The 13,268-nt window shown below is 70.2% G+C and carries 12 protein-coding genes; 7 read left to right on the top strand and 5 right to left on the bottom strand.

Going from position 1 to position 13,268, the window contains the following annotated elements; all coding sequences use genetic code 11:
* Nucleotides 1-106 precede the first annotated feature (106 nt).
* The 4 genes from AB0O53_RS14090 to AB0O53_RS14105 are packed head-to-tail and all read right to left on the bottom strand — an operon-like array spanning nt 107 to nt 2,881.
* A complete protein-coding gene (locus tag AB0O53_RS14090) occupies nt 107-484 on the bottom strand; it encodes an RRQRL motif-containing zinc-binding protein (RefSeq protein ID WP_365195481.1) in 378 nt (125 codons plus the stop codon).
* On the bottom strand, nt 484-2,070 hold the full coding sequence (locus AB0O53_RS14095; RefSeq protein ID WP_365195484.1) for a hypothetical protein: 1,587 nt from the start codon (nt 2,068-2,070) through the stop codon (nt 484-486). The genes AB0O53_RS14090 and AB0O53_RS14095 overlap by 1 nt, the downstream gene beginning before the upstream one ends.
* Nucleotides 2,067-2,465, bottom strand: a complete 399-nt coding sequence (locus AB0O53_RS14100) for a hypothetical protein (protein ID WP_365195486.1) — start codon at nt 2,463-2,465, stop codon at nt 2,067-2,069. The genes AB0O53_RS14095 and AB0O53_RS14100 overlap by 4 nt, the downstream gene beginning before the upstream one ends.
* A complete protein-coding gene (locus tag AB0O53_RS14105; protein WP_365195488.1) occupies nt 2,462-2,881 on the bottom strand; it encodes a hypothetical protein in 420 nt (139 codons plus the stop codon). Before AB0O53_RS14105 ends, AB0O53_RS14100 begins: the two co-directional genes overlap by 4 nt.
* Nucleotides 2,882-3,123: 242 nt before the next feature.
* Here AB0O53_RS14105 and AB0O53_RS14110 point away from each other — a divergent pair, with 242 nt between their 5' ends.
* From AB0O53_RS14110 to AB0O53_RS14140, 7 genes are all read left to right on the top strand, one after another.
* Nucleotides 3,124-4,461: a GNAT family N-acetyltransferase gene (locus AB0O53_RS14110; RefSeq protein ID WP_365195491.1), complete on the top strand. Its 1,338-nt coding sequence runs from the start codon at nt 3,124-3,126 to the stop codon at nt 4,459-4,461.
* A gap of 564 nt (nt 4,462-5,025) precedes the next feature.
* Nucleotides 5,026-6,090: a hypothetical protein gene (locus AB0O53_RS14115; protein ID WP_365195494.1), complete on the top strand. Its 1,065-nt coding sequence runs from the start codon at nt 5,026-5,028 to the stop codon at nt 6,088-6,090.
* Nucleotides 6,091-6,173: 83 nt separating this feature from the next.
* On the top strand, nt 6,174-7,622 hold the full coding sequence (dnaB, locus tag AB0O53_RS14120; RefSeq protein WP_365195497.1) for a replicative DNA helicase: 1,449 nt from the start codon (nt 6,174-6,176) through the stop codon (nt 7,620-7,622).
* Nucleotides 7,623-7,632: 10 nt separating this feature from the next.
* Nucleotides 7,633-9,843 carry a Mucin-19 gene (locus AB0O53_RS14125; protein ID WP_365195499.1) on the top strand — a complete coding sequence of 737 codons (2,211 nt, stop codon included), beginning with the start codon at nt 7,633-7,635 and terminating at the stop codon, nt 9,841-9,843.
* Nucleotides 9,840-10,091 (top strand): hypothetical protein, encoded by a 252-nt coding sequence (locus tag AB0O53_RS14130; RefSeq protein ID WP_365195502.1) that lies wholly within the window; start codon nt 9,840-9,842, stop codon nt 10,089-10,091. Before AB0O53_RS14125 ends, AB0O53_RS14130 begins: the two co-directional genes overlap by 4 nt.
* Entirely contained in the window at nt 10,088-10,894 is an 807-nt protein-coding gene (locus AB0O53_RS14135; RefSeq protein ID WP_365195504.1) for a hypothetical protein, read from the top strand. Before AB0O53_RS14130 ends, AB0O53_RS14135 begins: the two co-directional genes overlap by 4 nt.
* A 197-nt stretch (nt 10,895-11,091) precedes the next feature.
* On the top strand, nt 11,092-12,549 hold the full coding sequence (locus tag AB0O53_RS14140; protein WP_365195507.1) for a serine/threonine-protein kinase: 1,458 nt from the start codon (nt 11,092-11,094) through the stop codon (nt 12,547-12,549).
* A 257-nt stretch (nt 12,550-12,806) separates the two neighbouring features.
* Here AB0O53_RS14140 and AB0O53_RS14145 read toward each other — a convergent pair.
* Nucleotides 12,807-13,268, bottom strand: a 462-nt coding sequence (locus AB0O53_RS14145) for a WD40 repeat domain-containing protein (RefSeq protein ID WP_494517992.1), incomplete at its 5' end; no start/stop codon positions are given.

The following is a 13,268-nucleotide window of genomic DNA, read 5'->3' on the forward strand; positions in this document are numbered from 1 at the left end:
GTCACGCCTCCTGTCGGGGGTGAGCGCGGGGCGGGGAAGCCGGGCATCGCTTTGGTCGGTTGAGACCGGCGGGCCCCGCCCTGCGCTCTGGGGGAAGGTGTTCGGGTCAGGCGGCGTTCGCGCCGCCGGGGCAGTCGTTGCAGACCCCGTAGCGCTTGGGGATCTCGTAGTCCTTCTCGGTGTGGCACTCGGGGCAGACCCGGCGGGCCGCCACCGCCTTGCGGATTGCGGCCCATCGCTTCTCCGTCATCGGCCGCTTCGGCTTTGCCAGCTCGACCAGGTAGAGGGCGGCGAACATCTCGGTGCCCTGGCGGGTCCACCCGAGCTGGCCGGCCACGGGCTGGCCGCCCGGGCGCAGCCCGCGGGCCCGCAGCTGTCGGTAGGTGGCCATGACCTCGGGGTCGGGGCCGAGCTTCCAGGGCCAGGTCGGTATGCCGAACTCCTCGCCCTTCGGGTCGTCGTAGCGGGGGCTGGAGCGCGGCATCACCGGCTCCCGGGGCCGGCCGGGTTGCTGCGGGCCGCCTTGGCCTTGGCGAGGCGGTCGTAGACCCAGGACTTGCCCGGCTCGATGACCTTGCTCCCGTGGACTTCCGCACGGCGCCGCTTGGTCTCCGCGGTGACCCCCTTGGCGGTGGGGATCCGGCCGGCGCGGATCTCGCTGCGGATCCACTCCTCGATCGCGGCGTTTTCGCTGGCGTCGTAGTTCCGCGCGGTTTCCGCGGCGGCCCGCCGGGCGGCCGCGGAGAGCTTCCGCAGGGGGGCCGTCACGGACTGCCGCTTCGTGCCTTCAGCAGCGGCCGCGCGCTTCCGCGCGGGTGTCCGCGCGGGCGGGGGGACGGACGTGTTGACCTGCGAAGATCCATTCCACCGGAAAGCGTTCGCCGGGCCCTCTACGAGCCCCTCACGGGTTCCGGCAAACACCCGCGTAGGGAGGGTTGCAGGCTCTTCCGCGACCGGCTTCACGGGCTCGTCAGAGACGCTGTCGGCCGCCACTGCGGACACCTTCGCAGAAGCCGTGAGCCGCATGCGGCGTGCGTCCGCGAGCTCCTCCAGGACCTCCGCGAGACGGCCTTCCGCGTCCACCCGCAGCCCGAGCATCTCGGCCGACAGGTGCCGCAGCAGCTCCTCGGGCAGGTCCTCGCCGGTGCCCTCGTGGACGCCGTACGCGGCGTGCCAGGCCTCGTCCTCGGTGAGGAGTTCGTGCCCCGCGATGGCGCGCAGCGTCTTCGCCGTCGCCCACACCTTCGGCAGCAAATCCTCGCGCTGCTTACGGGTGACCTTCACGTCCTTGCGCCGGGCCCGCTCGGCCTTCAGCTGCGCCCGGGCTTCCTGGTGCCGGCCGAGCTGGACCAGCTGCCAGACGGCGATCGGGATGATCGAGGACGCTGCCAGGACGGCGCCGAGGATGGTCCCGTACTTGTCGCCGCCGACCTGCTGGCCGTGCAGCCAGTTGATCCATGCCGCCAGGCCCGCGAAGGTGTAGATCGCGATCCGGTACGGCCACGGCGAGCGGCCCTGCTGCATGGCCTTGGCCTCGCCGGCCGTGGCGGCCCAGGCTGAGCACTCCAGCATCACCGGGAGCAGGGTGACCAAGAGGTAGCCCACCCAGCCCATCTCGGTCAGGATGCCCGTGCCGGTCAGCGAGGCGGCCTGCGAGATGAGGGCGGGCACGATGCTGCAGGCCATGACGGCCAGCGCGGCGGCCAGGTCGAGGTGTTCGGCCAGCCACGCCGGGGCGGCGTTGAGCCGGACGGCGAACCGCTCGCGGGCCTCCTTGCGGCGCCGGGCCTTCTCCCGCCTCTTCTCCTTGTCGGCCGCAGCCTTCGCCGCCTGGCCGGCCTTCTCCTTCGCGAGCTTCGCGGCGGCGTCGGCCTCCTTGGCCTCGCGGATGCGCTTGGCCTCGCGGTCCTTGGCCTCCTGCTCATCGGCGGCACGCGCCCGCTCCTGCTCGAAGGCCTGCTGCTGCGCGCGGAGGTTCAGGTCGGCGTGCAGTTCCTCGTTGAGGCGGTTCTGCTCGGCCTCGGCCGCGTTGTCCTCGCGGCGGGCGGTACGAAAGTCGGTGAGGCTCACGGGGTACCTCCGGCGTTCGGGGCGGCCGCGTGCGGGGCGTAGCGGTACAGGGCGGCGACGAGGGCGATGACCAGGCAGACGCCGATGCGCTCGGCGACGCCGGGGGTGAGACCGAGGAGCCAGGCGCCGCCGGCCACGGCCAGGGGGACCTGGATCGCGCCGAGTTCGGCGAGGAGCCGGGTCAGCCGGGCGCGGATCTCGACGACGGGCGCGTGGCCGCGGCTGTCGAGGTAGGCGAGGCCGACGACCGGGAGCGCGAGCAGTACGCGCTGCCACCAGGTCGCCTGCAGGCCCAGGAGCCAGCCGGCGCCGAAGAGGATGAAGGCGGTGATCGACCAGGTCGTCACCAGGGCCTGGACCTTCAGGGGCAGGCCGCGCGGGGTGCTGGTGTTCATGCGACCTGCACCTCCCGCGCGGTGAAGGCGGCCGCCGGCACCGACTTGCCCTTCCGGAAGCCCGCCACGAGCGCGACGGTGAACGGGAAGGGGAGGGACTCGGAGCGGGCCGGGCCGGATTCCGCGGGGACCTGACCGAAGACGCGGTCGGTCTGCTTCGCGGCGGGCTCGCCGGCCAGGCGACGGAGCAGCTCGGCGACGCGGGCGGCGGTCTGCGGGTCGTGCTCGGCGATGCCGAGAATCACGTCGGCCTGGAACTCCAGGCGCTCCGCCTGCTGTTCGGCCGACTCGTCCAGCGGGGCCAGCCAGTCGACCGGCCTCACGCCGGTCATCAGCTGCAGGTGACGCAGGAGCTCGACCTGTTCCAGACCCTGCGGGTGGGTCGTGCGGCTGGAGGCTGCGAGGATGGTGTTCACGGGTCGGTCTCCACTTCGGATGGATTCAAGACGGCCTGTGCGGCGGCTCCCTCGGGGTTTCTTGGCAGAGGCCCGGGGGAGCCGCCTTTTCCATGCCTGAACACGGAAGGATCACTCGAACTGCATTGAGTACTCAATGGCTCGACGTGAACGATGTTGCATCACTCCGCGCGTCCGGTCAAGCACGGATCGCTGAATCGACTACATTGACTACTCAATGCGAATCGAGGTATTAATCTTCCATGTCGATCAGCCGCAAGCCCCGCCCTCTCTACCTACGGATCGCAGATCAGATCCGGGGGGAGATCAGCGATGGCACGCTCGCGCCAGGTGCGCGTCTGCCCACTGAAACCAAGATCGCGGAGCGCTGGGACACCACCCGGACCACCGCGGTCAAGGGGCTTAGCGTGCTGATCAACGAGGGTCTGGTCATCGCCGACCGGCCTCGCGGGCACTTCGTCCGCGACCGTCGCCCGATGGCCTACCGCCCGCAGGCCGAGTTCCGGCGCCGGCCGCTCAGCCCGGCCATGGATGCCTTCATGTCCCAGCTGAGCGACGAGGGCCGCAGCGCCAGCCAGAAGATCGAAGTCGCCATCGTCCAGCCCAGCAAGGAGATCCGCGAGCGGCTCCAGCTTCAGGAGGGCCAGCTCACGGCCGTTCGCCGCCGGGTCCGGTTCGTCGACGGCGAGCCCTACAACACCAACGACTCCTACTTCCCGCTCGACCTCGTGCAGGGCACCGAGATCATGGACCCGAAGGACATCGCGCGCGGCGCCAACGTCGTGCTCGGCGAGCTCGGCCATGAGCAGGTCCGGGCCCTGGACGAGGTTCACGTCCGGATGCCGTCGCCGGAGGAGATCGACCGGCTCCACCTCGGCCCGGGCACCCCGGTAGCCATCCACGTGGTCACCGGCTTCACCGCCGCCGACAAGCCGGTCCGGGTGGTGGTCAACTGCCTTCCTGGCGACCGCCACGTCATCACCTGGGAGCGGTCCAAGCCCCGTTTGGGCGGGCCGCTCACCATCCGGCCCGCCACCGAGGACGAGATCGGAACCGTGACCGAGCTGTGGGGTCAGGCCGCCGAATGGCTGAACAGCCGGGGCATCGACCAGTGGCAGTACGCCCCGCGTGAAGAACGCATCGCGGCCAACATCGCCGCGGGCGAGTGCTACCTCGTCGAGGATGGTGACGTCGCCGTCGCCACCATCACCGTGGACCGGTTCGCCGACTCCGACTTCTGGACGGAGGAGGAGGCGGCCCAACCCGCCCTGTACGTGCACCGGATGGTCGTCCGGCGCGACGTGAGCGGCGGCGAGATCGGAAGCGCGATGCTCGACTGGGCCAGCGAGCAGGCCAAGGACGCGGGCCTGGAGTGGGTGCGCCTGGACGCCTGGCGCGACAACAACGCGCTCCAGGAGTACTACCTCGGCCGCGGCTTCGAGCACGTCCGCACCGTCGAGGCGGACGGCCGCAGCAGCGGTGCCCTCTTCCAGCGTGCCGCCGGCCAGGTCCGCGGCATCGGGCCCGAGCTCCAGAGCCCGGCGGCAAGCGCGGCACCCGTCAGTACCGAAGCAGAGTGAGGAGAATGCCCGCCATGAACATCGGCTCCGCCTAGAAACGAGGACGGCCGCCCTGGTGAGACAGGACGGCCGTCGAGCGACTCCCCAGCCGGCAAGCATCCGGAGTCGTGGTTCAGCGCGGTGACCGCGCTGGGTGCCTGGACCGCCAGGGGCCCGCTGGTCACCTACCCAACAGAATAGACAACGATCCCTGGGCAAGCCCAGCACACCCTTGCCCAGGTGGTCCGCGTCACAGTTGATCAGCTGATCCATGGCTCCCTGAACAAGGGAACCTTGCGTGTCAAACCAGCACAACGCCGCCAGCGCGGCCGTACCGCCCCCGGGCCCGCAGCCGCGCGGGCCGGGCTTGCCCAAGCCTCGCCGAAATGGGCAAGCCCCCCACCTGGGCCTTTCGAGGCGCGGGCAAGCCTTCGGGCAAGCCCCCATGTGGAGAGTTCACGGCACAACTTCCGTCAGGAGGAGTGCAGTGAACCCGATCTACCCTCCGACCGCCACCACGTGGGTGGAGGTCGGCCTCCGTACCGTGCAGCCCACCGTCAGCCGCCGTCGCAAGTCGGTGACGGCATGAGCGAGCGCCCCGAGTTCGACCTCGCGGCCACCATCGTCCGGGGCCAGGCCCCGGCGCGCGCGGTCACCGTCCAGCGGGCCGTCGCCTTCAGCGGCCGACTGACGCACCAGCTCGACTACGCCGTCTACCTCCACGTGCTCTTCGCGATCAACAGCGGCGCCCAGATCACGGTGCCCGGGATCGTGGCCTCGGTACGCGAGGCCGGCGTGCGGTCGGCCAAGAGCGGCACCGAGCTCGTGGGCCGGGACGCCGTCTACGAGTCCTTCGCCCGGCTCATCGAGGCCCGCTTCATCCGCCGCACGACCATCCCCAACCCGAAGGGCAAGGGCTACCGGGGCCTGACGTCGTACGAGGTGTACGAGCACTTCGAGGACAACCCGGACTACTCCCCCGAGGGCCCCGCCGAGGAGTCCGGGACCAAACTTCCGGTGTTCGCGGAAACAGGTACTTCCGCAGGTCAGCCCACTTCCGGTGTTCGCGGAAGTAAGGGTGTTTCCGGTGTTCGCGGAAGCGGTGTTCGCGGACGTGGAGGATCGTTCGTTTCCGCAGGTCAGCCCACGTCCGCGAACACCGGAAGTGGAACGGGCTCCCCCCCACACCCCCCGGAGGAGGTAAATACCTCCTCCCCCTACCCCCTCGGGACAGGTGCGGATGGTGTGGCGCCTGCGGCGCGGGAGGAGGAGGGGGAGAGCACGACGAACCCCACCCCGTCCGCCGAGCAGATCGAGGCAGCGTCCCAGTTCCTCCAGGAGCTCCCCCGACCCTGGACCGCAGGACGGGTGACGGTGCGCAGCCTCGCTCCGCTGCTTGCTGCGATTGTCGCGGATCAGGGCTGGGAGCTGGACGACGCCCTCGTCAAGGAGCTCACCTCGAACCCCGAGGGCGTCAAGCGTCCGATGCGGGTGCTTAAGAGCCGCATCGAGGACCTCCCCCGTCGGCTGGCCCGCAAGGACGTCCCGAGGCAGCGCCCCGCCGTTGTCGAGGACCCCGACTTCGTACCGGTCCCGATGCCGGACAAGGTCGCCACGCTGCTTGACAGCCTGCGTCGGCCGGCTGTCTGACCCAGGCCCAAACATGACGGCGGCGGCCGCTCCCGCTAAGAACCGGCCGCCGCTCCAGACCACTACCTGACAGGAAGAGATCCATGACCAGTGTCCCACCCCCCGCGTCGCCGGTGGAGGAGGAGCCGTACATCGAGCCCACCTTCCGCTCCGCCCGCAAGCAGCCCGACCGGCAGGCCTTCGAGAGAGTTCCTCCCCAGGACCTCGACGCGGAGCAGTCGGTTCTCGGCAGCATGATCCTGTCGAAGAACGCCATCACCGAGGTCTCCAACCTGCTGGCCGCCGACGACTTTTACCGTCCCGTGCACCAGGTGATCTACCGGGCGATCCTTGACCTGGCGGCCAAGGGCGATCCTGTCGATCCACTCACCCTCGGTGATGCTTTGCAGAAGTCCGGCGAGCTCGCGCGGGTCGGTGGCGCTTCCTACCTGCACACCCTGGTGCAGTCCGTGCCCACCGCCGCGAACGCCGAGCACTACGCCGAGATCGTCCGCGAGCGAGCCATCCTGCGCAGGCTGGTAGCCGCGGGCACCAAGATCGTCCAGATGGGGTACGAGGGCGTCGGCGAACTCGACGAAATCACCGCGGCCGCCGCTGCAGAGATCGGCGCAGTGACCGAAGGCCGCGACCGCAAGGACGACTTTCTCACCCCGAGTGAGACGCTCGAAGGCACGCTCGACATGATCCAGGCCGCCGAGAAGGGCGGCGAACTCAGCGGTGTGCCGACCGGATTCACCGACCTCGACTCCCTGACGAACGGCTTCCAGCGGGGCCAGGTCATCGTGGTGGCCGCCCGGCCTGCCATGGGCAAGTCCACCCTCGCCATGGACTTCGCGCGCGCCTGCACCATGCCGCGGGGGAAGAACCGCCAGCCCATCCCCGGAGCCGGCCGCCCGGCTGCCTTCATCACGCTGGAGATGAGCATCGACGAACTCAACATGCGGTGCCTGTCAGCTGAAGGCGACGTCGCCCTCCACCACATCCGCTCCGGGACGCTCGACGAGGCAGGATGGGGCCGACTTGCGGTCGCGGCCAAGAGGTACAGCGAGGCACCGCTCCACATCAACGAGAGCGCGCGATCCCTGGCCGAGATCCAGGCGAAGTGCCGTCGGCTCAAGACCCGTATTCCAGATCTCGCCGAGATCATCATCGACTATGCGCAGCTGATCGAGAGCGGTGGCAAGCGGCACGACAACCGAGAGCAGGAGGTCAGTCACATCTCGCGGAGCCTCAAGCTGCTCGCGAAGGAACTCCACCTCCCGATCATCCTGCTGTCGCAGCTCAACCGCGGGCCGGAGATGCGGGCTGACAAGAAGCCGCAGGTCTCGGACCTGCGGGAGTCCGGCTCGATCGAGCAGGACGCGGACATGGTGATCCTGCTGTACCGGGACGACGCCTACGAGAAGGACAGCCCGCGGGCGGGCGAGGTCGACATCATCGTGGGCAAGCACCGCAACGGGCCGACCGCGACGATCACATGTGCGCAGCAGCTCTACATGTCGCGTTTCGTCGACATGGCCGCAAACATCTAAGGGGGACAGAATGGACAATAAGGATTATTCGGTCGGCCTCAGTGCGCTGCGGGCCGTACGCGACGAACTCAAGCCGCTGGAGCGCGAGCTGGCCCAGCTCCAGGCCAAGGTCGACAAACTGCACGACCGCCGGGCTGAGCAGATCCGGCAGCTCGGCGGGTACGCGAAGGCCACCTCGGACCGGATCGCGACGGCCGCCGGCCTCAGCGTGATCGACATCGTCGCCCTGGTGCCCTCTCTGGCCCCTCAGGGCGCCCCTGAGGCGCCTGCGGAGCCTCCCGCGACGGAAACCGCCACGGAAGATCAGTCGGCCGCTCAGGTGCCCGCAGAGCCGATCAAGGAAACGTCCGCGGCATTGGACCCGGACAGCGGATCCACCGACCGGGCGGGTGCCCTTGCGCGGCTGCGCGCGGCGACCGCCGACGGCGCCTTCGACCTGGAGGCGCTCGGCGAGCCCCGGCAGGCCGAGAACATCCCGTCCCCGGCAGCTGCCGGTCCCGAAGAGGCCGAACGTGTCCTGCCGTCGATTCCGGCCGGTGCCGAGGGCGACGCCTGGTTCCGCGCCGAGCCCGGCCTGGCGTCGAAGCGGCCGAACTTCAAGCAGGCCACCAGGGGGATGGCGTTCCTCGACACCGCGACCGGCGTCCTGGTGTGGCAGGGCGGCACGACGCGCCTCGACCTCGGCCAGTCCTCCGTGGCCGAGATCCTCACCGCCGTCTACGCGGTGGCCCCGGCCGCCATCGAGCGGATCTACATCACCGCGGGCGACCCCTGGCACCAGGGCAGCGAGCGGCACGAGTTCCTCAAGGACGCCGTCGCCGCCTGGCTGAACGCTCCGCTGCCGGAGGGCTGGACGGTGGAGTCCTCGCGCGGCAAGGACCGGCAGGCCGGCCACCTGGTCCACCCGCGCAACCCGGTCGGCCGGTGGCAGCGCGGCGACCAGCACACCGAGATCCGTAGCGTGGGTGAGTGGTTCGACCCCGAGGGCGCCGACCCGGCGACGGTGCGCGCCGCGTTCGTCGAGCTGTGGAAGGCGCTGCGGCCGAACTTCGAGGACGTCGTCCTCATGGGCGCCCCGTCGCAGACCGGCCGGGACCTGTGGTCGCGGACCATCCCGGCCAAGGCCGGAGCGAAGTGGGCGGACGGCTTCCCGGTCATGTCCGAGGAGATCCGCGGGCTGCTCCACGCCACCGCCGGCCAGGGCCGGACCGAGCTGATCACGCCGCCCCGGGTTCCGGAGCGGGTGCCCGGCTGGTTCGAGGTCGACCGGACCTTCGCCTACGCCAAGCACACCTGGGCGTCCGGTGTCGGCGTTCCGAGGAGGATCACGGCGGCGGCCTTCGCGGCGATGACGGAGAAGGAGCAGACCAACGCGCTGTTCGCGCCGTCGCACTGGCAGGTGCGGGTGACCATCCCGAAGGACTGGAACCACGTCGGGCTGCTCCCGGCCCCGGCGCCCGGGGAGCGGTCGTGGCACTACCCGTACGAGGGCGGCCGGACCTTCACCACCTGGGCGGGCGGTGCCGAGGTCAACCTGGCCCTGCGCAACCCGATCGCGCCGTGGCGGATCGAGATCCTCGACGGCCTGCTGTGGGAATCAGGGGACCCCCTCAAGGGCTGGAGCACCAAGCTGCGCGAGGCCTGGCAGTCCCTGCGCGCCACAGCCGAGCTGCACGGCGACGAGCAGCAGAAGCAGGCCTGCCGCCTGGCCTCCCGCGCGGTGCGCAGCATCCTGCTGTACGGCATCGGCACCTTCGCGCAGCGGCCCCGGATCACGACCGGCTCCCTGGAGCTGGGCGCCAGCGGCGAGGTGCCCGACCTGCCGGACGGTGCCCGGCTGACCGGCATCACGGACACCCACGTCACCTGGGAGCGCAACGCCGGGTTCGCCCGGGACCAGTACGCCCACCCGGAGTGGGCGGCCGGGGTGTGGTCGGCGGCCCGGGCGGCGCTGTTGTCGGTGGGCACCAGCGCGAAGGACCCGCAGACCGGGAAGCCGGTGAAGGCCGGTGCGCTGCACCTCCCGGCGGGAAGCATCCTGGCCTTCCGGACCGACGCCATCTACACCTCGGTACCGGTCGACTGGGAGTACGGCGGCGAGCCGGGCGACTACCTGCTCAAGGGCCGCATGCCCTGGGAGCAGACCACCCCGCGCACCGACGAGGAGTTCTACACCCTGCAAGGCCTGGGACGCCAGGCATACGAATCGGAGGGAATGTGAGCAGCGCCGATGTGGTCTGGGGCGGGCAGTGGGAGCACCCGGCCTGTGGCTCCTCGGGCGAGGCGATGTGGGAGGAGGGGGACACCGTCGACGCCGGGCACGACTGCGGCCGTGAGGGCGCTGTCGTGTGGAGCGCGGAGTGGCGCTGTCACGGCTGCGGCGACGAGGGCGACGCCCTGTTCGAGGACGACAGCCTCGTGTACTCCGACCACGAGTGTGACGACGAGGACGAGGAGGTGGCCGCGTGACGCCGCGCAGGAGGAGGCCGGCGGGCGGCCGGGGCGCGCAGCGCAACGAAGCCGCCCGGCTCACCGATGAGCTGGCGCGGGCCGGGTTCAGCCGGAAGCAGGTCGGCGAGATCCTCGGCCGCAACCCATCCCTGGTCAGCCAGTTCTTCACCAAGAACAAGGGCGCGTCGATGGTGGAGGCGCTGCGAGCCGTGGTCCAGGAGGTGCAGGCCGGCGGCCCGCGAGACGTCGCAAGCCTGAAGGCCCTGGCAGCCGGGCACGTCCACCCGCGGCTGAACCGCGAGGGCTACAAGGCCCGCGTACGTGGAAAGGCCCGGGTGCGGGCGGAGCGGACGGTCAAGGACGCCAAGGGCAAGACGGTCATCGGCGCCGACGGGAAGCCGGTCAGGGCCTGGTCCTCGTCCCTGGCCAAGGCCGGCAAGCAGCACATCGCCTCCGGCGCCGGTCGGCTGCGGCCCGTGGTCGACGACGCCGCCGCCAACGGCGGGAAGATCGCCTTCACCGTTCGGGCCCGCAAGGGCTCCTTCAAACACGACTCCGGCCGCCGGGCCGACTCCCCCGGCGTCCGCCGCAACGTCGTCCAGCGCCGCGACGGCACCGAAGAGCGGGCCTACGCCGACAACCGCGGCGGCCCGGGCTCCGGCGAGGAAGGGTTCGACGGCGCCGAGTTCAAGGCCCTCGTCGACGCAGCTGGCGGCGACGTCGCGGCCGCCGTGCAGAAGTGGCTCATCGACACCGACAAGATCGAACCCGGCACCCCGATCGTCGGACTGGAGATCCGAGCCTGGAAGCCTCAGAACTGAACGGTCGGGCGGTGTCTGCGGCAGGATGTCGGTGTTTCTGTCGCAGAGACCGCGCACGTCGTGGCGCCCTCGAACACGCGGGACAGGACTCTGGCCCTTCCCTACGGAGGCCAGGATGCGATGTCGCGGGTGGTGCGCAGGGGACACCTTGATCCACAGTACTGGAGGCCGCCGGGCGGCCGGGGAGGGAGACAGCGATGGAGGGGAGCGTCCTGGCTGGGCGGTACCGCCTGGAGGTGCTGCTGGGCGCCGGGGGTATGGGCCAGGTATGGCGAGGCACTGACCAGCTTCTTCACAGGCAGGTGGCTGTCAAAGTGCTGACGCGTCCGGGGGATCGGGTGCTGACGACGCGGCTGCTTGCCGAAGCCCGCGCTGCCGCGGCCTTCTCCGACCCACACGTGGTGGCGGTACATGACGTCGGAGAGGGGCAATTCGGCGGTCACTCGTCGGTGTTCTTAGTCATGGAGCTGGTCGACGGACGTCCCCTGAGCGAGGTCCTGCAGAAGGGGCCGCTTCCGATCGACGATGTGGTGCGGTGGGGGGAGCAGATCTGCCAGGCCCTGGAGGCAGCGCACCGTGCCGGCGTGGTCCATCGTGACGTCAAACCCTCCAACGTCCTCATCACGGGCACCGGCCGGACGAAGCTCTGCGACTTCGGAATTGCCCGCCGTGCCCTCGCGACGCAGGGGCTGACCGCGACGGGCATGTCCATCGGCACCCCTGGCTACATGGCTCCGGAGCAGATCCGAGGCGACACGGTGGGCCCTGCGACCGACCTTTATGCGCTGGGCTGCCTGCTGTACGAGCTGCTCACCGGTTTGCCGCCGTTCACCGGAGAGCCTCTGTCGGTCCTGTCCAGGCACCTGGAGCAGCCCCCGGTTCCGGTGCGCGCGCGTCGCCCCGATGTTCCGCTCGCGCTGGACCGGCTGGTTGGACAACTCCTCGCAAAGGAGCCGGGGAAGCGTCCGGCCAGTGCGGCCGCCGTGGGTGACGCACTGCTCGGTGCCGAACGCGGCAAGGTGGCCACCAGGATCCCCCCACCTGCCGCGAAGGACCAGGCGGCAGTCGATCCACTCGCCAGGACTCAGACCGCGGTCCGAGCATGCCCCGAGGTCGACAAAGGAGCCCTGAAGTGGGGCCGCGGCCGGGCCTCGCTCGTACTGGGCGCACTGGTCGTCCTGGACCTCGCCGTCCTCGCCGGTATGAACCTGGTCTGGGCAGCTCCACTTGGGTTGCTTGCCGCAGGGTTGGTCAACCTGCTCTATGACGACGGAGCCTCCCTGCCGGGCAGAGGCCCGGGGCAGCCTCAAGAGTCCGGCGGGACCATTCTGCTGTCATTGGGGGTGACCACCGTCCTGTCGGTAGTCCTTCTGTTCTGGAGTCCGGCGCCCTGGTGGGTTGCCCTGCTGACCGCGATGGTGGGGTGTCCCTTGCTGTTCGCCTGCGCATCCGGAGTCGCCCGGCTGCTGGCGCGCCTGGCGAGTACTGCTCAGCAGGCGGACATGGCCACAGGAGTGGGTTTGACGAACGGGACACTCGCCGCCCTGCTCGTTCCCCAGGAGCGGGTTCTCTTGACTGTGGCCCTGGGCGGGGGAACCTGGCTCGCGATTGCCGCGCTGACCGCCGTACTCATGCCCACCGTCAGGCGTGCGTGACCTGACTGGGGGTTCCTTCGAGCACCCCGCGAGCAGTAGCGGTCCGGCCGTCGCGCCGACTCCCCCGGTGTCCGGCGCAACGTCGTCCAGCGCCGCGACGGAACCGAGGAGCGAGCCTACGCCGACAACTGCGGCGGCCCGGGATCCGGGGAGGAGAGGACTACGCGTCGGTAGCCTGGAGCTGTGGCTGGGGCCACGGCAGGCCAGTCCAGGTATCCCCTAGCGAGGGGTGACGGTCAGTCCTGTTCGCTGGGCGGTCATGAGAAAGCGAAGTACGCAACCTCGTCTCGGTATCCGACGATGAAGCCTTGGCTTGTCGTTGCCACAGTTTGCGGTTGGTACTTCAGACGGTAGTCGGCGAGTCTTTTCCCGGTGGCCAGGTCCCACACGATCACGGTGCCGTCCCCGCTGGCGGTGACGGCCAACGGGACACCGCCCGGGCCGATGGCGGTGCCGACGGCCCGGATCTCCCTGGTGTGGCCGGTGAGGGTGTGCAGGTGTTCCCCGGTGGCCAGGTCCCACACGATCACGGTGCCGTCCTCACTGCCGGTGACGGCCAACGGGATGCCACCCAGGCCGATGACGGTGCCGACGGCCCGGATCTCCCCGATGTGGCCGGTGAGGCTGTGCAGACGCTCCCCGGTGACCAGGTCCCACACGACCACGGTGCCGTCCTCACTGCCGGTGACGGCCAACGGGATGCCACCCAGGCCGATACG

This window comes from Streptomyces erythrochromogenes, from assembly GCF_040684695.1.
In the GTDB taxonomy this organism is placed as follows: domain Bacteria; phylum Actinomycetota; class Actinomycetes; order Streptomycetales; family Streptomycetaceae; genus Streptomyces; species Streptomyces erythrochromogenes_C.